Raw genomic sequence first — 21,383 nt, forward strand, 5'->3', positions numbered from 1 at the left:
CCGGGTCCGTGCCCTGCCCTTGCTGCAGCCGCTGGCCTGGCTGGGGCAGGGATGGCGGGATTTCATGCGCTGCCCGGTGCCGGGGCTGCTGCACGGCCTCGCGGTCAGCCTCTTCGGCATGTTGCTGGCTGCCGCGGGGTGGCACCATTTCTGGCTGCTCATCGGGGCCTTCACCGGCTTCCTGCTGATCGGGCCCTTGCTGGTCACTGGCCTGTATGCGATCAGCCGCGATCTGGAGCGCGGGCTGTCGCCAAGCTTGCATACCGCGCTGTCATGCTGGGCTCTGCGGGATGGGCGCCTCGTGGTTTTCGGTATCCTTCTGGCTTTTGCCGGCACGGGTTGGGTGTTGACCTCGGCCCTGCTGGTCACTGGTCTGGTGCCCAGACACCTCGAGACGCTGGAAGACTTCTTGCGTTATGTGGTGCTGGCACCGGAAGGACTGGTGTTCGAATCCTGGCTGGCGCTGGGAGCCCTGCTGGCCGCACCGGTGTTCGCCTCCACAGTGGTGGCGATGCCGCTGCTGCTGGATCGCCCGATCGGGGTGATGGGCGCCGTGTTCACCAGCTGGAAAGTGATCCTGGAACACCCTGCCGCCATGGCATTCTGGGCGGCCCTGCTGATGGGCCTGACCGCCCTGGGCATGGCCACGGCCATGCTGGGATTGATCGTGATCGTGCCCTGGTTGGGGCATGCCAGCTGGCATGTCTACCGGGATGTAGTGGACGGTTCTGCCCGGGCAGGCCGCGATGGATAGATGTTTGGTTTTTCGGAAGAACAGATTGCCTGGTTCGGCCTGACCTTCGGGGTCACGGCCTTCATGCTGTACATGGTGTTCATCATCCTGCAGCTGGCCCGGGAGTCGAAAGCGGGGCGTTTCGGTACCTTCGTGCTCCTGCTGGGCCTGGGGGTGGGACTGCTGGGTTTTGCTGCCAAGGGCCTGATCAAGTTCTTCATGGCGGGCATCATCGAATGAGCACCGCCCCTTCTGCAGCGGCTGCGGCCGAGGTCTCCGCGCAGCGTCACACGCTGTTCGAAGATGTTCAGGCACTGCTGATCGGCACGCTGTTCGTGGCGGTCGGCCTGACCCTGTTCCGGCAAGCCGGCCTGATGACCGGCGGCACTGTGGGCCTGGCCCTGCTGACCCGCCTGGCCACCGGCTGGGCTTTCGGGCCGGTGTTCTTCGTCATCAACCTGCCTTTCTACTGGCTGGCGTGGCGACGGCTGGGGCCGCGCTTCACCATCAAGACCCTGCTGGCGGTCAGCCTGCTGGCCCTGCTCAGCGAATGGATGCCGCACTGGCTGCGCCTGGAGATGGTGCAACCCCTGTTCGCGGCCGTGGGGGGCGGCCTGATGATCGGCACCGGCTTCATCATCCTGTTCCGCCATCGCGCCAGCCTGGGCGGTCTGAACGCCGTCGTGCTGTGGCTGCAGGAACGCTTCGGCTGGCGGGCGGGCAAGGTGCAACTGCTGCTGGACGCCACCATCCTGCTGGCATCCCTGCCCTGGGTGGATGTGCGGCGTCTGGCACTGTCCGTGCTGGGGGCGGCGGCGATGAACTTCGCTCTGGCCGTCAACCACAAGCCGGGGCGCTACACCGCGTTCTGAACAGTTCGCATCGCGGGCACCGCCACCAAAGAAAACGGGCGCCCAAGGGCGCCCGTTTTGTCGTTGGCCGAGGGCTTTCAGCCCATGTGCAGGCCGCCGTTGCAGGAGAAGTCCGCGCCCGTCGTGAAACCCGAGTCCTCACCGGCCAGCCAGGCGACGATCGAGGCGATTTCTTCTGGAGCCCCCAGACGCCGGACTGGGATGCTGGCCACGATCTTTTCCAGGATCTCGGGCTTGATGGCACGGACCATGTCGGTGCCGATATAGCCAGGCGACACGGTGTTCACGGTCACACCCTTGGCCGCCAGTTCCTGGGCCAGGGCCATCGTGAAGCCATGCATGCCCGCCTTGGCGGCCGAGTAGTTGGTCTGACCCGCCTGCCCCTTCTCACCGTTCACCGAAGAGATCTGGACGATGCGACCCCAGCCGCGTTCGACCATGTCACCCACCACCTGTTTGGTGACATTGAACATCGAGGTCAGGTTGGTGCTGATCACCGCATCCCAGTCTTCCTTGCTCATCTTCAGGAACATGCGGTCGCGGGTGATGCCGGCGTTGTTCACCAGCACATCGATCGGGCCGTGGGCCTGCTTGGCGGCATTGAAGGCCTCGACGGTGGAATCCCAGTCGGCCACATTGCCCACGGAGGCGTGGAACTCGTAGCCCAGGGCCTTCTGTTCGTCCAGCCACTTCTGGAAGTCGCGGCTGGGGCCACAACCGGCGATCACCTTGTAGCCACTCTTGGCCAGGCGCTGGCAGATGGAAGTGCCGATGCCTCCCATGCCCCCGGTCACGTAGGCCACCCGTTGCTGCGTCATGGTCTGTCTCTCCTCTGGTGTGTCAATGGATTGCTTGAGGAACACTATCGGGCCTGCCGGATCGTCACACCCTCGGGACTATCCCTTTGCACTGCAACAAAGCCCACGCGGCATGATGTTGGGCCCGGGCTGACGAGCGGCTTGACACGGCTCAAGCAGAAGCCTTCACATAGCGTCCGGGTGCGGGCTCGATGGCCTGATAGCCACGCCCGCCATAGCTCTTGGGGGCCGTGATCTGGCGGCCGCTGTGCGGCGCCAGCCAGGCTGACCAGTCCGTCCACCAACTGCCCGGCTGCTCCTGGGCACCCGCCAGCCAGGCTTCCGGTTGGTCTGCCAGCGTCTCGTTGGTCCAGTGGGAGCGCTTGCGGGCCTCGGGCGGGTTGATGACCCCGGCGATGTGGCCCGACGCGCCCAGCACGAAGCGGCGGGGCCCCTGGAACAGGCGGGTGGAGGCGTAGGCGCTCTGCCAGGGCACGATGTGGTCCTCGCGCGAGGCATAGAGGTAGATCGGCAGCTTCAACAGCCCGAGGTCCAGACGCTCGCCGCAGACGGTGAGCGCCCCGGGCTCGCGCAGTCGGTTCTCCAGGTAGGTGTTGCGCAGGTACCAGCAGTACATCGGCCCGGGCAGATTGGTGCTGTCGCCGTTCCAGTAGAGCAGATCGAAGGCTGGCGGCATCTCGCCCTTGAGGTAGTTGCCGACCACGTAGTTCCAGACCAGATCGTTCGGGCGCAGGAAGTTGAAGGCCGTGGCCAGTTCCTGCCCCTTGAGCAGCTTGGGGCCGCCCGGGGCCTTGTCGCCGATAGTGACCTCACGCAGCTGCACGGCCGCTTCGTCGATGAAGACGTCCAGCATGCCGGTGTCGCTGAAATCCAGCAGGGCGGTGAGCAGCGTCATCGAGGCGGCGGGGTGCTCGCCGCGCGCTGCCAGCACGGCCAGGGCCGTGGCCAGCAAGGTGCCCCCCACGCAGAAACCCAGGGTGTTGATCTGCTTGGCGCCGGAGAGCGCCTGCACCGTCTGGATGGCGCGGATCACGGCCTGCTCGACGTAGTCATCCCAGCTCCGGTGGGACAGGCCCTCGTCGGGGTTGCGCCAGCTGAGCATGAAGACCCGGTTGCCCTGTGCCACCGCATAGCGCACCAGCGAGTTGGCCGGCTGCAGGTCCATGATGTAGTACTTGTTGATGCACGGCGGCACCATCAGCAGCGGCCGCTCGGCCACCTTGGCGGTCAGCGGCTTGTACTCGATCAGTTGGAACAGTTCGTCCTCGAAGACCACCGCGCCTTCGGTGGTGGCCACGTTGCGGCCCACCTCGAACTGGGTGGTGTCGGTCTGCGACACATGCCCCTGGCGCAGGTCGTTCCACAGGTGCTGCATGCCCTGGACGATGCTCTGGCCGCCGGTCTCCAGGGCCTTGCGCTGGGCCTCGGGGTTGAAGGCGAGGTAGTTGGCCGGGCTGGCGGCGTCCACCCACTGCTGCACAGCAAAGCGCACCCGGGCCTTGGTCTTGTCGTCGGCCTGCACGGCCTCGGCCATTTGCATCAGCGTGCGCGCATTGAGCAGGTACATGCGCGCCACATAGTCGGAACTGGGCCGGGTCTGCCAGTCCGCCGCGCTGAAGCGCCGGTCTTTGACCGGCGCGAGCGGTGGGCCGGCCTCGCCAGCCACCGGCGCGAGCACGCCATTCCAGAGCAGCGTGGCATCCCGCAGGTAATCGGCCTGCAGTTGGGACAGCGCGGCCGAAGGAATGCTCAGCGCAGACAGGGACTTCCACATTTCCCCCACGGCAGAGCCAAAGGCTTCGGCGGGATCGGGCTGCGGGCCCGTTTTGGCTTGTTCGGACTTCTTCTTGGTCACCACGCTTGTGTCTCCGTCATGCCCTCACAATGGATGCGTGAGCCGGCAGCGCCTCACCCACCTTCATCCCACTGATCCCGAATGTATATCGTTGCCATTGCATGGGCCTTCGTCGTTGCCCTGATGACACTGGTGGAAGCCACCTCTCCTCAGGGCAGCGTGCTTGGGGCACTTTTCACGCTGTTGCTGTATGGCGTCATCCCGCTGTCCGTTGTGCTCTACATCCTGGGCACGCCCGCGCGGCGGCGGGCGCGTCTTCGCGTGACAGAAGCCGTACCGGCCGAGACGGCCCGTGCACCTATTTCAGACGATCCAGATGGCGGCAGCGTGTCGGCCGGTGTCCCGATCGCGCCGGAACGAGAAGAACCGTGATGGGTCGCTGACGGTGCACCATTGCCCGCCGCTGATCTGCCGTACCCCCAGGTGGCCCAGGCGCTCCCGCGCCAGGCCTGGCAGATCGGCCCACCATTTGCCCTGCACGCCGGTGGCGCGGAAGCGCTCTGCCGAATGCTGAGGCTGATCCAGGAAGGCCGTTCGTACTTCGCCGCCCACCTCGAAGCGCGCGGGGCCGATGCTGGCGCCCAGCCAGGCCGAGAGCTCCGATGGTGCGCAGCCGCTGGCCTCGCACAGCGCGGCCACAGTGCGATCCAGCACCCCGCCGGCCAGACCGCGCCAGCCGGCGTGCGCAGCGGCGACCCCTCGGCCCGCAGGCGCGGCCAGCAGAACCGGCAGGCAGTCGGCCACCAGCACCGTGCAGGCCACGCCCTGATCGGTCGTCAGGCTGGCGTCGGCCACCGGGCAGTCGCCCGGCGTGGGCAGCCGGTCCCGGTGCAGGCGTACGACGTCAGCACCATGCACCTGGTTCAGATAGACCGGCACGGCGCCGTCCAAGGCGGCGGCAAAGCGCCGCTGGTTCTCGCGGATGTGGGCGGGATCGTCCTCGGTGGCCCGGGGCAGTTCGTTGGGGCGCAGGTTGAGTCCCTGGCAGGCGCCCTGGCTGACGCCGCCGGCCCGGGTGGCCATCAGCCCCCGGACCTGCGCGGGCAGCCCGTCGGCCACCAGCCAGTCGGGATGGCGTTCACTCGGCATCGGGGCAGTACTTGGGCTGGGTCTTGTCGAAGGCCGGCAGGGCCATGCAGGCCTCGAACACCCGCATCACTTGCGGCACGTGGTCGAGTCGGCAATTGAAGCGCTGGGCGTTGAACACCTGGGGCACCAGCACGCAGTCCACCAGTCCTGGCTGGTCGCCGCAGGCATAGCGGGCTGGCGCCTGGGCCAATTGGGCGTCCAAGGTAGCAAGGCCCGACTCCACCCAGTGACGGTACCAGCGCTGCTTGTCGGCGTCTGGCAACCCCAGGTCCTTGACCAGAAAGCGCAGCACCCGGGTGTTGTTCAGGGGGTGGATCTCGCAGGCGATGTCCATGGCCAGTGCCCGCACCCGGGCTCGCTCGGCCGGTGTTCTGGGCAGCAGCGGCGGCTCGGGGTGGGTCTCGTCCAGGTACTCCAGGATCGCCAGGGACTGGTGCAGGCGCTGATCACCGTCGACCAGCAGGGGCACCAGCCGTGTGGCAGACACCGCCGCATAGGACTCGCCGTGCTGCTCTCCCTTGGCCAGATGAACGGGGCGGTAGGTGTAGTCCAACCCCTTGAGGGCCAGACCAATGCGTACCCGGTAGGACGCGGAAGACCGGAAGTAGTTGAAGAGTTCCATCTCGCAGGCGGGTGTGCGGTTCAGGCAAGGCATCATGCCACGCGCACCGGTACACTTTGCCGCCATGCTGCCCGTGCGCTCCATCTGTCATTGCCGCGTCTGCGGTGCCCCCACCGACTACCGCGTACCGCCGGACGACAACCGGCCCAGGGCGGTCTGCACCGCCTGTGGTCTGGTGCACTACGAAAACCCGCTGAATGTGGTGGGCACCGTGCCCGTGTGGGGTGAGCAGGTGCTGCTGTGCCGGCGTGCGATCGAGCCCCGCCATGGGCTGTGGACCCTGCCCGCCGGCTTCATGGAACTGGGCGAGACCACGGCCGAAGGCGCCCTGCGTGAGACGGTCGAGGAGTCCGGCGCCCATGTCGAGCTCGAAGGGCTTTTCACCCTGCTCAATGTGGTGCGGGTGGGCCAGGTGCACCTGTTCTACCGCGCCAGGATGCTGGACCTGCACCTGGATCCGGGCCCGGAAACCCTGGAGGCCCGCCTGTTCCGGGAAGACGAGATCCCCTGGGACGAGCTGGCCTTCCGCACCGTGCGCGAAACGCTGCGCCTGTTTTTCGAGAACCGTCGCACGGGCCAGTACGACGTCCACGCCCTGGACATCGCCTGACCTGGCCCTTCAGCGCCGGGCAGCTGGCCCGGTGATGCCGTCCACCCCGGCGCGCCACAGTGCGGCGGCGTCGTCCGGACTGGCCACGCCCTCGGCATAGACCTTCAGGCCAATGCCGTGCAGCATGCGGACCAGCGCATCTGCGTGCTGGCCCAGGGCCTCGTCAAGGGCGATGCCCTCGGTCACGCTGGCATCGAGTTTGACAAAGTCCAGTCCGGCCTCCAGCAGGGCGGTGGGGTCGGACAGATGGTGGCCGGCGTGCTCCAGGCCCACGCGGGCGCTGCGGGCGTGGGCCATGCCCACCAGCTCTCGCAGCGATGGCAACTGGTTCAGGGCGCCCTGCTCGTCCACCTCCAGCCACAGGCCCGGTGCACTGGCGGCGTGCGCTTCCAGCAGCGCCCGCAGGCGCGGCATCAGCTGGCTGTCCTGCAACGACCGGGGGCTCAGGTTCACTGCGCGGGACATGCTGTCGCGCGCGATGGCCTTGAGCGCCAGTTCCACCGCCACCAGGTCGACCTGGGCCGTGAGCTGGGTCCGCTTGGCCATGGGCAGCCATTCGGCCGCCGGGGCGGGGGTTTCGGTCCCCTGCAGGGGCAGACGCAGAGGGCATTCCAGGTGCACCACCGCGGCGTTCATGTCGATCAGCGGGAACTCGGCCAGCGCGGCCTGGCCCGTCGACAATGCGTTGCGCAGCAGCTGGCGCCACGCGTCTTCGCCCATCGCCAGGGAATCGCCGCTGTCATCGATCTCCACCGCAAAAGGCCCCCGCGCCTCGGCGCGCGCCAGGGCATGGTCCGCCGCTGCCAGCAATGCAGACATGGGCGCGCCATGCCACCAGCGCACCGCGCCGATCACCGCGGCCACTGGCGGCAGCTGGCCGCGCCAGAGCGAACGCAGCCGTGCGGCCACATCCATGGCGGGTTCGCGCAGGCTGCCCACCTCGGGCAGGACGATCGCAAAGTCGGAGCCATTCAGACGCCCCACCTCGAAGACGCTGGCGCCTCCCACCGAGTCCAGGATGGTGTGGGCGGCCTCCCGCAGGACATCGTCCGTGCGCTGGCGGCCCAGGCGGCGGTTCAGGCCCTGCAGGTCGCCGACACGCACCAACAGCAGCGCACCGCCTGCGGCATGTTCCTCGGACTGCAGCATCAGCTTGAGCCGCGTCATGAAGTGGGCCCGGTTGGACACGCCGGTCATCGGGTCAGCATGGGCCTGACGGCGCCAGTGCTCGACCTGTCCCGCCTGCTCGTCGAACAGCGCCTTGAGCCGTTCCACCATCACATTCATGGCCCGGGTCAGCTGACGCAGTTCGGGCACATCGGGTTCGCTGACCGTCACGAAGCGTCGTTCGGTCAGGGCCTGGGCCTGTTCCACCGTGCGGGCCAGGGGTTGACGCAGGCGCCGCAAGACGCCCCAGCCCAGCGCCCCCATCAGGACGCCAAGGCTCAGCATCGCGAACAGGCTGCGTCGGCTCACCGCCCAGAGCTCCTGCAGCGCAAAGCGGGTGCTGCTCTGCACCTCCAGAACGCCGGCGTGCTGGGGCCCTGCCATGAGCTCGGCCCGCCCCGCCACCGGTTCGAGCGCCACCCAGCGCGCAAACCAGCCAGGCACACCGTCCACGGTCGGGGACGCCGTGCGCTCCAGCACCGGCATGCCCTGGGCGTCGAGCAGCCGCAGGTGTTCATAGGCACCCAGCTTGAACTGCCGGTCCAGCGTCAGCGCCATCACGGTCAGTCGCCCGTCCTGGTCCAGGACCTGCGCCAGCGACAAGGCGCTGTTCTGGTTCTGCTGGGTGATCTGGGTGCTCAGCGACGCGCGGGCCGAAACCAGCGACAGGCCAAAAGCACCCCCGAAGGCCAGGATCAGGGTCAGCAGCAGCAACAGCCAGATTTGGCGGATCAGACTCATGGGCTCTCCTCTGGCGCTCTTATACCCTGCGCGCTCCATGGGTGAGCCTTCGAAAAGCGGGGCCGTCCGCCCAGCCAGGCAGAAAAAAGGGGACCCGGAGGTCCCCTGCTCTGCCCGTGGCGGAGGATGAGGGCATCAGCGCCGCTGCGGCGGCAGGTCGGTGCAACTGCCGTGGGCCACCTCGGCCGCCATGCCCAGGCTCTCGCCCAGCGTGGGGTGCGGGTGGATGGTGGCGCCGATGTCCACCGCGTCCGCGCCCATCTCGATGGCCAGCGCGATCTCGCCGATCATGTCGCCCGCATGGGTGCCGACGATGCCACCACCCAGGATGCGGCCGTGGCCATGGGCTTCGGGCGAATCGTCGAACAGCAGCTTGGTGAAGCCCTCGTCGCGGCCGTTGGCGATGGCGCGGCCCGAGGCGGTCCAGGGGAACAGGCCCTTCTTGACCTGGATGCCCTGGGCCTTGGCCTGGTCCTCGGTCAGGCCCACCCAGGCCACCTCGGGGTCGGTGTAGGCCACGCTGGGAATCACGCGGGCATCAAACTGGCTGCGGGCCAGCGCGGCATCGCCCTTGACCGTGCCGGCGATGACTTCGGCCGCCACATGGCCCTCGTGCACCGCCTTGTGGGCGAGCATGGGCTGGCCCACGACGTCGCCGATGGCGAAGATGTGTGGCACGTTGGTGCGCAGCTGGGCATCCACCGGGATGAAGCCGCGCTCGCCCACGGCCACGCCGGCGGCCTCGGCACCGATCTTCCTGCCGTTGGGCGTGCGGCCCACGGCCTGCAGCACCAGGTCATAGACCTGCTCGCTGGTCGTGCCGTCGGCGGCCTCGAACTTCACCTTGATGCCTTCGGGCGTGGCCTCGGCCCCCACCGTCTTGGTTTTCAACATGATGTTGTCGAAGCGCGGCGCGTTCATCTTCTGCCACACCTTGACCAAGTCGCGGTCGGCGCCCTGCATCAGGCCGTCCAACATCTCCACCACGTCCAGGCGGGCGCCCAGGGTGGAATAGACGGTGCCCATCTCCAGGCCGATGATGCCGCCGCCGACGATCAGCATCTTCTTCGGGACGGACTTCAGGTTGAGCGCACCGGTGGAGTCGACGATGCGCTCATCGGCCGGGAAGAACGGCAAGCGCACGGCCTGCGAACCCGCGGCGATGATGGCGTGGCCGAACTTGACCACCTTGCCGCCGCCGCTGCGGTCCTGCCCGGGGCCGGTGGTCTCGTCCACCTGCAGGTGGTAGGGGTCGATGAAGCTGCCGTAGCCGCGCACGATCGTGACCTTGCGCATCTTGGCCATGGCACCCAGGCCGCCGGTCAGCTTGCCCACCACCTTGTCCTTGTGGCCGCGCAGCTTGTCGATGTCCACCGCCGGCTCGGCGTAGGCGATGCCCGCTTCGGCCAGGTGCTTGACCTCGTCCATCACCGCGGCCACATGCAGCAGCGCCTTGGACGGGATGCAGCCCACGTTCAGGCAGACGCCGCCCAGGGTCGGGTAACGCTCGACCACCACCACGTTCAGACCCAGGTCGGCCGCGCGGAAGGCAGCCGAATAGCCGCCAGGGCCACCGCCCAGCACCAGCACGTCGCAGCTCAGGTCCACCGGGCCGGTGTAGCTGCCGGCCGCGGCCGGCGCCGCCACCGGCGCGGGAGCCGGAGCCGGAGCCGGAGCCGGAGCAGCCGCCGGTGCGGCGGCCGCGGGGGCTGCCACGGGTGCGGCAGGCGCCGCGGCGGCAGCTTCGGCCGCTTCCAGCGTCAGGATCACGCTGCCCTGGTTGACCTTGTCGCCCAGGGCCACCTTCAGTGCCTTGACCACCCCGGCATGGCTGCTGGGGATCTCCATCGAGGCCTTGTCGGACTCGACGGTGATCAGGCTCTGCTCGGCCTTCACCGTGTCGCCGGGCTTGACCAGCAGCTCGATGATGGCCACGTCCTTGAAGTCGCCGATGTCCGGCACACGCACGTCGATCAATGCCATGCTGTGCTCCCGCTCAGAGGGCGATGCGGCGGAAGTCCGCCAGCAGCTGCGCCAGGTAGACGTTGAAGCGGGTGGCCAGCGCGCCGTCGATCACGCGGTGATCGGCGGTCAGCGACAGCGGCAGCACCAGACGCGGCTGGAAGGCCTTGCCGTCCCACACCGGCTTCATCACGCTCTTGTTGACCCCCAGGATGGCGACCTCGGGTGCGTTGACGATCGGCGCGAAACCGGTTCCGCCGATGCCGCCCAGGCTGGAGATGGTGAAGCAGGCGCCCTGCATGTCGGCCGGGCCCAGCTTACCGTCGCGGGCCTTCTTGGCCAACACGGACGACTCCGCGGCGATCTCGATCACGCTCTTCTTGTCGGCATCCTTGATCACCGGAACCATCAGGCCATTGGGCGTGTCGGCCGCAAAGGCAATGTGGAAGTACTTCTTGTAGACCAGGTTGTCGCCGTCCAGCGAGCTGTTGAACTCGGGGAACTTCTGCAGCGCCTTGACGCAGGCCTTGACCAGGAAGGCCAGCATGGTCAGCTTGGCGCCGCCGGACTTCTCGTTCTCCTTGTTCACCAGGACGCGGAAGTCCTCCAGGTCGGTGATATCGGCATCTTCGTGGTAGGTGACCGCGGGGATCATCACCCAGTTGCGGGCCAGGTTGGCGCCGCTGATCTTCTTGATGCGCGACAGGGCCACGGTCTCGATCTCGCCGAACTTGGCGAAGTCGACCTTGGGCCAGGGCAGCAGGCCAGGGATGCCACCGCCCTGCTCGGCCGCTGGCGCGGCGGCCTTCTGGGCCGCGGTCTTCACCTGGCCGGCCATCACGCCCTTGACGAAGCCCTGCAGATCCGCCTGGGTGATGCGGCCTTTGGGGCCGCTGCCCAGGATCTCGGCGAGCGGCACGCCCAGCTCGCGCGCGATCTTGCGGATGCTCGGCGAGGCATGCGGCAGCTTGCCGCTGGGCGCGACCGTGGGCTCGTGGGCGGGCACCGCCGAAGCGACCGGTGCCGTCGCGACAGCGGTGGCCGGAGCCGCCGCGGCCACGGCAGGTGCGGCTGCCGGTGCAGCCGCCACCGGTGCGGGGGCGGCCGACGACGCGACGCCTTCCAGGATGGCCACCAGGCTGCCCTGGTTGAGCTTGTCGCCCAGGGCGACCTTGATTTCCTTGACCACACCGGCCGCGCTGGAGGGGATCTCCATCGAGGCCTTGTCGGACTCGACCGTGATCAGACTCTGCTCGGCCTTGACGGTGTCACCCACCTTGACCAGCAGCTCGATGACCGCGACGTCCTTGAAGTCGCCGATGTCGGGCACGCGCACCTCGACCGGGCCCGAGGCCGCCGGGGCTGCCACGGGAGCCGCTGCAGCAGGGGCGGCCACTGGTGCCGCCACCGCGGGTGCAGGGGCTGTGGCCGGAGCCGGCGCAGCCGCACTGCCCGCCGTTTCCAGCAGCAGCAGCAGGCTGCCCTCGTTGACCTTGTCACCCAGGGCGACCTTGAGTTCCTTGACCACGCCCGCGTGGCTCGACGGAATCTCCATCGAGGCCTTGTCGGATTCGACCGTGATGAGGCTCTGCTCGGCCTTGACCGTGTCGCCGGGCTTGACCAGCAGCTCGATCACGGCGACGTCCTTGAAATCCCCGATGTCGGGGACCTTCACTTCCACCAATGCCATGTTCTTGTCTCCGTGGTGCGTCAGGCGTACAGCGGGTTGATCTTGTCGGCGTTCAGGCCGTACTTGGCGATGGCCTCGGCCACCACCGTGGCGGGCACGCTGCCTTCGTCGGCCAGGGCCTTGAGCGCGGCGACCACGACATAGTGGCGGTTGACCTCGAAGTGGCAGCGCAGCTTGCTGCGGAAGTCACTGCGGCCGAAACCGTCCGTGCCCAGCACCTTGTAGCTGCGGCCCTTGGGAATGAAGGCGCGGATCTGCTCGGCGTAGCTCTTGATGTAGTCGGTCGAGGCGATGACCGGGCCGGCGTGGGCCGAGAGCTGCTCGGTGACGAAAGGCACCTTGGGCGTCTCGGTCGGGTGCATCAGGTTCCAGCGTTCGCAGTCCTGGCCATCGCGGGCCAGTTCGTTGAAGCTCGGGCAGCTCCAGATGTTGGCGGCCACGCCCCAGTCGGCCTCCAGCAGCGCCTTGGCAGCCATCGATTCGCGCAGGATGGTGCCCGAGCCGAGCAGGTTGACGCGCGGGGTCTTCTTGGCGCCCTCTTCCAGCAGGTACATGCCCTTGATGATCTGCGCTTCGGTGCCCGGCTTCAGGCCCGGCATGGCGTAGTTCTCGTTGAGCAGCGTGATGTAGAAGAACACGTTCTCCTGCCGCTCGACCATGCGCTTCAGGCCATGGTGCATGATCACCGCCACCTCGTGCGCAAAGGTCGGGTCGTAGCTGACGCAATTCGGGATGGTGCCGGCCAGGATGTGGCTGTGACCATCTTCGTGCTGCAGACCTTCACCATTGAGCGTGGTGCGACCCGAAGTGCCGCCCAGCAGGAAGCCGCGGGCCTGCATGTCGCCCGCCGCCCAGGCCAGGTCGCCGATGCGCTGGAAGCCGAACATCGAGTAGTACACGTAGAACGGGATCATGATCCGGTTGTTCGTGCTGTAGCTCGTGGCCGCGGCGATCCAGCTGGCCATGCCGCCAGCCTCGTTGATGCCTTCCTGCAGGATCTGACCGTTGGTCTCTTCCTTGTAGTACATGACCTGGTCGCGGTCGACCGGGGTGTACTGCTGGCCCTTGGGGTTGTAGATGCCGATCTGGCGGAACAAGCCTTCCATGCCGAAGGTGCGGGCCTCGTCCACCAGGATGGGCACCACGCGCGGGCCGATGGCCTGGTCGCGCAGCAACTGCGTCAGGAAGCGCACATAGGCCTGGGTGGTCGAGATCTCACGACCGGCGGTCGTGGGTTCCAGCACCGCCTTGAAGATGTCCAGCGCGGGCACGGTGAACTGCTCGGTCGCCTTGGTGCGGCGGTGCGGCAGGTAGCCCCCCAGCGCCTTGCGGCGAGCGTGCAGGTACTGCATCTCCGGCGTGTCGTCGGCCGGCTTGTAGAACGGGATCTTGGGCAGCTCGCTGTCCGGGATGGGGATGTTGAAGCGGTCGCGGAAGTACTTGATGTCTTCGTCGGTCAGCTTCTTGGTCTGGTGGGCGGTGTTCTTGCCCTCGCCGCTCTTGCCCATGCCGTAGCCCTTGACCGTCTTGACCAGCAGCACGGTAGGTTGGCCCTTGTGGTGGTGGGCGCGGTGGAAGGCGGCATAGACCTTCTGGGCATCATGGCCGCCACGGCGCAGCGCCCACACATCGTCGTCGCTCATGTGCTCGACCAGCTTGGCCGCGCGCGGATCACGCTCGAAGAAGTGCTTGCGGACGAAGGCGCCATCGTTGGCCTTGAAGGCCTGATAGTCGCCGTCCAGCGTGTCCATCATGATCTTGCGCAGCGCACCGTCCTTGTCGCGCGCCAGCAGCGGGTCCCAGTTGCTGCCCCAGATCAGCTTGATCACGTTCCAGCCGGAACCGCGGAACTCGCCCTCAAGTTCCTGGATGATCTTGCCGTTGCCGCGCACCGGGCCGTCCAGGCGCTGCAGGTTGCAGTTGACGACGAAGATCAGGTTGTCCAGGCCCTCGCGCGCGGCCAGACCGATGGCGCCCAGGCTCTCGGGCTCGTCCATCTCGCCGTCACCCAGGAAGGCCCAGACCTTGCGTTCGGAGGTGTCGGCGATGCCTCGGGCGTGCAGGTACTTGAGGAAGCGGGCCTGGTAGATCGCCATCAAGGGGCCCAGGCCCATCGAGACGGTGGGGAACTGCCAGAACTCCGGCATCAGCTTGGGGTGCGGGTAGCTGGACAGGCCCTTGCCTTCGACCTCCTGGCGGAAGTTCAGCAGTTGCTCCTCGCTGATGCGGCCTTCCAGGAAGGCGCGGGCGTAGATGCCAGGGGCGCTGTGGCCCTGGATGTACAACAGGTCACCGCCGTGCTGACCACCGTGGTCGGTGTCGTCCGCGTGCCAGAAATGGTTGAAGCCAGCCGCCAGCATGTGAGCCAGCGAGGCAAAGGAGGAGATGTGTCCTCCCAGGTCGCCGCCATCTTCAGGATGCAGGCGGTTGGCCTTGACCACCATGGCCATTGCGTTCCAGCGCATGAAGGCGCGCAGGCGTCCTTCCAGGTCCAGGTTGCCAGGCGAGCGGGCCTCGTCCTGTGGCTCAATGGTGTTGACGTAACCGGTGGTGGCCGAGAACGGCAGGTCCACCCCTTGCTGCCGGGCTTCTTCCAGCAGTTGTTCCAGCAGGAAATGCCCCCGCTCGCGGCCTTCGGCCTGGATGACGGCGTTCAGGGCATCCAGCCATTCACGGGTCTCCTGGCTGTCGGCATCGGTGGCCGGGGTGCCCATGGAGGATTCGGGCGGAGCGGACATGCGTGTCTCCTGAGTTGTGCGGGACGGCCTGAGGCTTCCCGCCTTGGTGGGAACTTGGGTGCGGGCGGAGTTTGGCACAGCCCGATTTGATTTTCAAATAGCGAATGTTGATTTCATAATACGGAACAAATGCGACCCCCCAAACAACGCCTTTCTAGGGGAAAACCCCCGATAAAAGCATGCTGTGCTGCACCATCCCCCTCCATTCCCGCTTCGATAATTGCGCCTGATGCAAGCCCCCCGCGATGTTTTTCCTCCGCTGCCGTCCAGCCGGCTGAACCTGCTCGTGCAGCGTTGGTGGGGGCGCCAGTCTCCATCCCGTCAGGACAGGCTGGCCACGCTCGCGCCGCTCACCTCGGTGCTGCTCTTCTTGGCCGCCATCACCTTTGCCTTCTGGTACCTGCGCAACGAGGAGATGAGCCGGGCAGAGGAATCGCTGCGCCGGGACACCGAGGTGGCGCAGCAGGAGATTCGCCTTCACCTGGTGGACAACCAGGAGCAACTGTTGCGCATCGCGCGCGAAGTGGCCACTCGGGCGATCACCCCCGAGCAGTTCTTGACTCAGGCGGCCAGCTTCCTGCAGGTGCGGCCCGCGGTCCGCTATCTGAACTGGCTCAACGCCAAGGGGGAGCTCCGCGCGACGCAATCCCTTCAATCGGGTACGGGCATGGGCATGGACGGTGCCGCGGACCCCGCGCATGGCCCTGGTGTGGGTGGGGGCGAGGGGGCGGCGAGCGTGCCCCAGGCTTCCGAGGCCGCGCTCGAGGCGGCGCGGGCCATGCGTCAGCCCATCTATTCCCGCGCCTTCCGGCACGCCGACGGGGTCTGGGTGTTTCAACTTCAGGTTCCCATCATCGACCGGGGGGCCTTCGCGGGCGTGCTGGTGGCTGAGTACGGTCTGGACACCTTGCTGCGCACGGCGGTGCCGGCAGAAGTCACGGTGCGCCACCCGGTCAGCATCCTGGACGTGGACTTCAGCCCGCTGGTGAGCACGGTGACGAATCTTCCCGGGCAACGCAGCGCACCGCCCTCCATGACCCTGGACCTGCCGCTGACCCCGGCTGCCAATGGGCTGATGCTGCGGGCCCAGGGCTACCGCACCACCGCGGGCCTGGTGGGCAACACCCTGTTCTGGATGGTGGTGGCCCTCTCGGCCCTCACCGTCTGGACCCTGCTGGCCACCTGGCGGCACATGCGTCGGCGTGCGCAGATCCAGAACGCGCTGATCAACGAGACCAACTTCCGGCGGGCGATGGAGAACTCCATGCTCACCGGCATGCGGGCCACCGACATGGACGGCCGCGTGACCTATGTGAACCCGGCCTTCTGCGCCATGACCGGCTACGCCGAATCCGACCTGCTGGACACCCTGCCGCCCTTCCCCTACTGGCCCAGCGACCGGGTGGACGAGCACATGCGCATCTTCCAGCAGGAGTTGCAGGGGCGCAGCCCGGCGGGCGGCATCGAGGTCAAGGTTCAGCGCAAGGATGGCTCCAATTTCGATGCCCGCCTCTACGTTTCGCCGCTGATCGACCCGCGTGGCCAGCAGACCGGCTGGATGACCTCGATGACCAACATCACCGAGGCCAAACGCATCCGCGACCAGCTCTCCGCTTCGCACGAGCGCTTCACCACCGTGCTGGAGGGCCTGGACGCCGCCGTGTCGGTGCTCTCGGTCCAGCAGGGCGAGTTGCTGTTCGCCAACCGTTCCTACCGGCTCTGGTTCGGGGCCGATGCCCGTGGCCACGATCTGCTGGCCAATGGCGATGCCGCCTACACCGAGGTGCCGGAAGACGATGTGGATGCCATGTCCGGTCTGCCCACCCAGGAGTTGACGGAGATCGGTACCCATCCACGCGAGGTCTATGTGGAGTCGCTGCAGATGTGGTTCGACGTGCGCACGCGCTACCTGCAGTGGACCGACGGCCGCCTGGCCCAGATGCTGATCGCCACCGACATCACAGCACGCCGGCAGATCGAGGAACAGGCCCAGCAGCAGGCCGAACGGGCCCAGGTCACCAGCCGCCTGGTGACGATGGGCGAGATGGCCTCCTCGGTGGCCCACGAACTCAACCAGCCGCTGACGGCCATCACCAACTACTGCAACGGCATCGTCAGCCGGGTGCGCAACAACGCCATCAACACCGAGGAGCTGGTGGCCGCCTTGCAGAAGACCGCCCGCCAGGCCGAACGTGCGGGCCAGGTCATCCACCGCATCCGGGCCTTCGTCAAAAAGAGCGAGCCGCAGCGCCAGGCCGCCAAGGCCCAGGACATCGTCGAGGACGCGGTGGAATTGGCCGGCATCGAGTTGCGGCGACGCAAGGTGGCCATCCACACCTATGTGGCGCAGCGCCTGCCGCTGCTGCGCGTGGACCCCATCCTGATCGAGCAGGTGCTGATGAACCTGCTGAAGAACGCGGCCGAAGCCATTGACACCTCGCAGCTGCCGGCCGAGCGCCGCCATATTGAACTGCAGGTGGTGCCACGCCAGTCGCCGGACGAGGGCAGCGTGATCGAATTCTCGGTCACCGATGCCGGCCCCGGCATGCGCGAAGAAGTCATCTCCCGCCTCTTCGAAGCCTTCTTCTCCACCAAGGCCGAAGGCCTGGGCATCGGGCTTTCCCTGTGTCGCTCAATCATCGAGTCGCACCAGGGGCGGATGCGTGCGGAGAACCTCTACAATGGATCGACCGTCGTGGGGTGCAGGTTTGCCTTCACCCTGCCGGTTGATCAGATGTCCCCCGCAGATCGCCCGCCCGCGCCTGCGGTGCCCAAGGATGTTTCTGCTTCCAACCCCAACGCTGCTGCTTCATGAGCCTGATTCCAAAAAAGGGTACCGTCTACGTCGTGGATGACGACGAAGCCGTTCGCGATTCGCTGCAATGGCTGCTGGAAGGCAAGGACTACCGGGTCAAGTGCTTCGAGTCTGCCGAGTCGTTCCTCTCCCGCTTCGACCCCCGTGAGGTGGCCTGCCTGATCGCCGACATCCGCATGGATGGCATGAGCGGCCTGGAACTGCAGGATCGTCTGCTGGAGCGCAAGAGCCCGCTGCCCGTGGTGTTCATCACCGGCCACGGCGATGTGCCGATGGCCGTGACCACCATGAAGAAGGGGGCGATGGACTTCATCGAGAAGCCCTTTAAGGAAGAGGAGTTGGTGTCGCTGGTCGAACGCATGCTGGACCAGGCCCGTGCCGCCTTCTCGCACCACCAGGAAGCCGCCAGCCGCGACGCCCTGCTGGCCCGCCTGACCACCCGGGAGGCCCAGGTGCTCGAGCGCATCGTCGCCGGCCGCCTGAACAAGCAGATCGCCGACGACCTGGGCATCAGCATCAAGACGGTGGAGGCCCACCGGGCCAACATCATGGAAAAGCTCAACGCCAACACGGTGGCCGACCTGCTCAAGATCGCGCTGGGCGCCTCGCACAAGGCCTGAAGCCGGGCCTGCGGCGCCGGCAGACTGGGAACCATGGGGCCTTCGAGGCCCCTTTCCCTTTTTCGGCATCCGCTTTGGTCCCGCACCTTTGAACACCTCACCTCTGACCGAAAGAGAACGCCCATGACCGCTCAAGTGATCGACGGCAACGCCCTGTCCCGCCAACTCCGTGCCGAAGTCGCCCAGCGGGCGGCCGCCCTCACCTCGCGTGGCCACCAGCCCGGCCTGGCGGTCATCCTGGTGGGTGAGGATCCGGCCTCGGCGGTCTACGTGCGCAACAAGGTCAAGGCCTGCGAGGACAGTGGTGTGCGCTCGGTGTTCGAGAAGTACGACGCCAGCCTGACCGAGGCCGCATTGCTCGAGCGCATCGCTGCGCTGAATGCCGACCCGACGATCCACGGCATCCTGGTGCAGATGCCCCTGCCCAAGCACATTGACCCGCACAAGGTGATCGAGGCCATCGCCACCACCAAGGACGTGGACGGCTATTCGGTGCTCTCCGCCGGTGAGCTGATGGCCGGGCTGGAAGGATTCCGCCCCTGCACCCCCTACGGCTGCATGAAGCTGATCGAGAGCACCGGCGTGTCGCTCAAGGGCAAGCACGCGGTGGTGATCGGCCGCAGCAACACGGTGGGCAAACCCATGGCCCTGCTGCTGCTGCAGGCCAACGCCACCGTCACCATCTGCCACAGCGGCACGCCCGACCTGGGCTACCACACCCGCCAGGCCGATGTGGTGGTGGCTGCCGTGGGCCGGCGCAACACGCTGACCGGAGACATGGTCAAGCCCGGGGCCATCGTGATCGACGTCGGCATCAACCGCAACGATGAAGGCAAACTCTGCGGCGACGTGGACTATGCCTCGGTGAGCCCCGTGGCCTCGCACATCACCCCGGTGCCGGGGGGCGTGGGCCCGATGACCATCACCATGCTGCTCGTCAACACGCTGGAGGCCGCCGAACGGGTGGCTGGCCAGGCCTGAAGAAACACCGCTACCGCGACGCGACCAGGACCCCATAGATGACCAATCCGCTGCTGCAGGACACCCCCCTCACCGACTTCGCCGTCGTGCGCCCCGAGCATGTGACGCCGGCGATCGACGCGCTGCTGGCCGAGGCCAACGCGGCACTGGACCATGCGGTCGGCCCCGACGTGCCGCCCGACTACGACGCGCTGTCGATGGTGCTGGAGGTGCCGGTGGAGCGGCTGGGCCGGGCCTGGGGCGTGGTCAACCACCTGGCCCATGTGGCCGACACGCCCGAGTTGCGTGCGGCCCATGCCGAGAACCTGCCCAAGATCACCGAGTACTACACCCGCCAGGGCAGCGACGAGCGGCTCTACGCCAAATACAAGGCGATCGCCGCCAGCCCCGCGGCGGCCCAGCTGAGCCCGGCCCGCCGCCAGGCCCTGGCCCATGCGCTGCGCGACTTCCGCCTGGGGGGGGCCGACCTGCAAGGCGAGGCCAAGACCCGCTTCATGGCCCTCCAGGACCGCATGGCCGAGCTGTCGCAGGCCTTCTCCAACCATGTGCTGGATGCCACCGACGCCTTCGCCCACTACGCTACGGCGGAAGAGCTGGCCGGTGTGCCAGCCGATGTGGTGGCCGCGGCCCGCGCCGCGGCCGAGGCCGAGGGCAAGGAAGGCCACAAGCTCACGCTGCACTTCCCCAGCTACTTCCCGGTCATGCAGTACGCCCAGAACCGGGCCCTGCGCGAAACCCTTTACACCGCCTACGTCACCCGCGCCAGCGAGCTGGGCGTGGCGGAGCGCGACAACAGCGCGGTCATGCGCGAGCTGCTGACCCTGCGGGCCGAAGAGGCCCGGCTGCTGGGCTTTGCCAACTACGCCGAGGTCTCGCTGGCGCCCAAGATGGCCGGCACCCCGGCCGAGGTGCTGCACTTCCTGCGTGACCTGGCCCAGCGTGCCCGCCCCAGCGCCGAGAAGGACCTGGCCGACCTGCGCGCCTTCGCCGCTGGCGAGCTGGGCCTGACCGAACTGCAGGCCTGGGACCTGGCCTACGCCGGCGAGAAGCTCAAGGAAGCCCGTTATGCCTTCAGCGACCAGGAGGTCAAGGCCTACCTGCCTCTGCCCAAGGTGCTCGATGGCCTGTTCCACATCGTCGAGACCCTGTTCGAGGTGAAGATCCGCCCGGCCGAGGCGCCGGTGTGGCACCCGGCGGTGCGCTTCTTCCGCATCGAACGGGCCGGCCAGGTGGTGGGCGAGTTCTATCTGGACCCGCACGCCCGCCCCGGCAAGCGTCCCGGCGCCTGGATGGACAGCGCCCGCAGCCGCTGGCTGCGGGTCGACTCCCACCGCCTGCAGACCCCGGTGGCCTACCTGGTCTGCAACTTCTCGTCTCCGGTGGGCGACAAGCCGGCCCTGCTCACGCACGACGAGCTGACCACCCTCTTCCACGAGTTCGGCCACGGCCTGCACCACATGCTGACGCAGGTGGACGAGATGGGCGTCTCGGGCATCGACGGCGTCGAATGGGATGCGGTGGAGCTGCCCAGCCAGTTCATGGAGAACTTCTGCTGGGAGTGGGACGTCATCCGCCGCCTGAGCGCCCATGTGGACAGCGGCGAGCCGCTGCCGCGCGCCCTGTTCGACAAGATGCTGGCGGCCAAGAATTTCCAGAGCGGCTTGCAGACCCTGCGCCAGGTCGAGTTCGGCCTGTTCGACATGCGCCTGCACACCGAAGCCGATGCCGCCGACCGCGTGCAGGCCATTCTGGCGGAGGTGCGGCAGGAGGTGGCGCTGGTGCCGGTGCCGCCCTTCAGCCGCACAGCCCACACCTTCTCGCACATCTTCGCGGGCGGCTACTCGGCCGGCTACTACTCCTACAAGTGGGCCGAGGTGCTGTCGGCCGATGCCTGGAGCGCCTTCGAGGAAGAAGGCGTGCTCAACCCCGAGACCGGCCGCCGCTACCGCCGCGAGATCCTCGAAGCCGGCGGCGCCCGCCCGGCCATCGAGAGCTTCAAGGCCTTCCGCGGCCGCGAGCCACGCATCGACGCGCTGCTTCGCCACCAGGGCATGGCCTGAGCCCAGGGCG

At 67.4% G+C, this 21,383-nt stretch carries 17 protein-coding genes; 9 read left to right on the forward strand and 8 right to left on the reverse strand.

Translation table 11 applies throughout. The features are described 5' to 3' along the window. The first annotated feature begins 19 nt into the window (after positions 1 to 19). Genes M0L44_RS15040 through M0L44_RS15050 form a run of 3 tightly spaced genes read left to right on the forward strand, consistent with a single transcriptional unit; the run spans position 20 to position 1,605 of the window. Positions 20 to 754, forward strand: coding sequence for a DUF2189 domain-containing protein (locus M0L44_RS15040; RefSeq protein WP_252770631.1), 735 nt, complete (start codon positions 20 to 22; stop codon positions 752 to 754). After that, a complete protein-coding gene (locus tag M0L44_RS15045) occupies positions 755 to 973 on the forward strand; it encodes a DUF2788 domain-containing protein (protein ID WP_252770632.1) in 219 nt (72 codons plus the stop codon). It abuts the gene before it with no gap. Beyond that, positions 970 to 1,605 carry a YitT family protein gene (locus tag M0L44_RS15050; protein ID WP_252770633.1) on the forward strand — a complete coding sequence of 212 codons (636 nt, stop codon included), beginning with the start codon at positions 970 to 972 and terminating at the stop codon, positions 1,603 to 1,605. The genes M0L44_RS15045 and M0L44_RS15050 overlap by 4 nt, the downstream gene beginning before the upstream one ends. Before the next feature lie 77 nt (positions 1,606 to 1,682). Here the strand turns inward: M0L44_RS15050 and phbB are convergent, their stop codons facing one another. Both phbB and phaC read right to left on the reverse strand, forming a co-directional pair. Then, entirely contained in the window at positions 1,683 to 2,423 is a 741-nt protein-coding gene (phbB, locus tag M0L44_RS15055; protein ID WP_252770634.1) for an acetoacetyl-CoA reductase, read from the reverse strand. A gap of 151 nt (positions 2,424 to 2,574) precedes the next feature. Continuing rightward, positions 2,575 to 4,197, reverse strand: coding sequence for a class I poly(R)-hydroxyalkanoic acid synthase (gene phaC / locus M0L44_RS15060; RefSeq protein ID WP_252770724.1), 1,623 nt, complete (start codon positions 4,195 to 4,197; stop codon positions 2,575 to 2,577). Positions 4,198 to 4,359: 162 nt separating this feature from the next. On the opposite strand from phaC, the gene M0L44_RS15065 reads away from it, so the two are divergent. Then, positions 4,360 to 4,650, forward strand: coding sequence for a hypothetical protein (locus M0L44_RS15065; RefSeq protein WP_252770635.1), 291 nt, complete (start codon positions 4,360 to 4,362; stop codon positions 4,648 to 4,650). Here the strand turns inward: M0L44_RS15065 and pgeF are convergent. Next, entirely contained in the window at positions 4,582 to 5,367 is a 786-nt protein-coding gene (gene pgeF / locus M0L44_RS15070; protein WP_252770636.1) for a peptidoglycan editing factor PgeF, read from the reverse strand. The two genes, M0L44_RS15065 and pgeF, sit on opposite strands and share 69 nt — an antisense overlap. Further along, a complete protein-coding gene (gene maiA / locus M0L44_RS15075; protein ID WP_252770725.1) occupies positions 5,357 to 5,989 on the reverse strand; it encodes a maleylacetoacetate isomerase in 633 nt (210 codons plus the stop codon). Before maiA ends, pgeF begins: the two co-directional genes overlap by 11 nt. A 64-nt stretch (positions 5,990 to 6,053) precedes the next feature. Here maiA and M0L44_RS15080 point away from each other — a divergent pair, with 64 nt between their 5' ends. After that, positions 6,054 to 6,599: an NUDIX hydrolase gene (locus tag M0L44_RS15080; protein WP_252770637.1), complete on the forward strand. Its 546-nt coding sequence runs from the start codon at positions 6,054 to 6,056 to the stop codon at positions 6,597 to 6,599. A 9-nt stretch (positions 6,600 to 6,608) separates the two neighbouring features. On the opposite strand, the gene M0L44_RS15085 is transcribed toward M0L44_RS15080, so the two are convergent. The 4 genes from M0L44_RS15085 to aceE form a co-directional block, all read right to left on the reverse strand. After that, positions 6,609 to 8,507: a bifunctional diguanylate cyclase/phosphodiesterase gene (locus M0L44_RS15085; protein WP_252770638.1), complete on the reverse strand. Its 1,899-nt coding sequence runs from the start codon at positions 8,505 to 8,507 to the stop codon at positions 6,609 to 6,611. Between the two features lie 135 nt (positions 8,508 to 8,642). Next, positions 8,643 to 10,490: a dihydrolipoyl dehydrogenase gene (gene lpdA / locus M0L44_RS15090; RefSeq protein WP_252770639.1), complete on the reverse strand. Its 1,848-nt coding sequence runs from the start codon at positions 10,488 to 10,490 to the stop codon at positions 8,643 to 8,645. 13 nt (positions 10,491 to 10,503) lie between these two features. Beyond that, complete coding sequence (aceF, locus tag M0L44_RS15095) at positions 10,504 to 12,159, reverse strand: dihydrolipoyllysine-residue acetyltransferase (RefSeq protein WP_252770640.1); 1,656 nt, start codon at positions 12,157 to 12,159, stop codon at positions 10,504 to 10,506. Positions 12,160 to 12,179: 20 nt separating this feature from the next. Further along, entirely contained in the window at positions 12,180 to 14,897 is a 2,718-nt protein-coding gene (gene aceE / locus M0L44_RS15100) for a pyruvate dehydrogenase (acetyl-transferring), homodimeric type (protein ID WP_252770641.1), read from the reverse strand. A 229-nt stretch (positions 14,898 to 15,126) separates the two neighbouring features. Here aceE and M0L44_RS15105 point away from each other — a divergent pair, with 229 nt between their 5' ends. The 4 genes from M0L44_RS15105 (at position 15,127) to M0L44_RS15120 (ending at position 21,373) form a co-directional block, all read left to right on the forward strand. Beyond that, a complete protein-coding gene (locus tag M0L44_RS15105) occupies positions 15,127 to 17,712 on the forward strand; it encodes a PAS domain S-box protein (protein WP_252770642.1) in 2,586 nt (861 codons plus the stop codon). Then, complete coding sequence (locus M0L44_RS15110; protein WP_022980093.1) at positions 17,709 to 18,332, forward strand: response regulator transcription factor; 624 nt, start codon at positions 17,709 to 17,711, stop codon at positions 18,330 to 18,332. The genes M0L44_RS15105 and M0L44_RS15110 overlap by 4 nt, the downstream gene beginning before the upstream one ends. A 123-nt stretch (positions 18,333 to 18,455) precedes the next feature. Next, complete coding sequence (gene folD / locus M0L44_RS15115; RefSeq protein ID WP_252770643.1) at positions 18,456 to 19,313, forward strand: bifunctional methylenetetrahydrofolate dehydrogenase/methenyltetrahydrofolate cyclohydrolase FolD; 858 nt, start codon at positions 18,456 to 18,458, stop codon at positions 19,311 to 19,313. Between the two features lie 38 nt (positions 19,314 to 19,351). After that, positions 19,352 to 21,373, forward strand: a complete 2,022-nt coding sequence (locus M0L44_RS15120; protein WP_252770644.1) for a M3 family metallopeptidase — start codon at positions 19,352 to 19,354, stop codon at positions 21,371 to 21,373. Positions 21,374 to 21,383 lie beyond the last annotated feature (10 nt).

This window comes from Ideonella oryzae (genome assembly GCF_024055665.1).
GTDB lineage: Bacteria > Pseudomonadota > Gammaproteobacteria > Burkholderiales > Burkholderiaceae_C > Ideonella > Ideonella oryzae.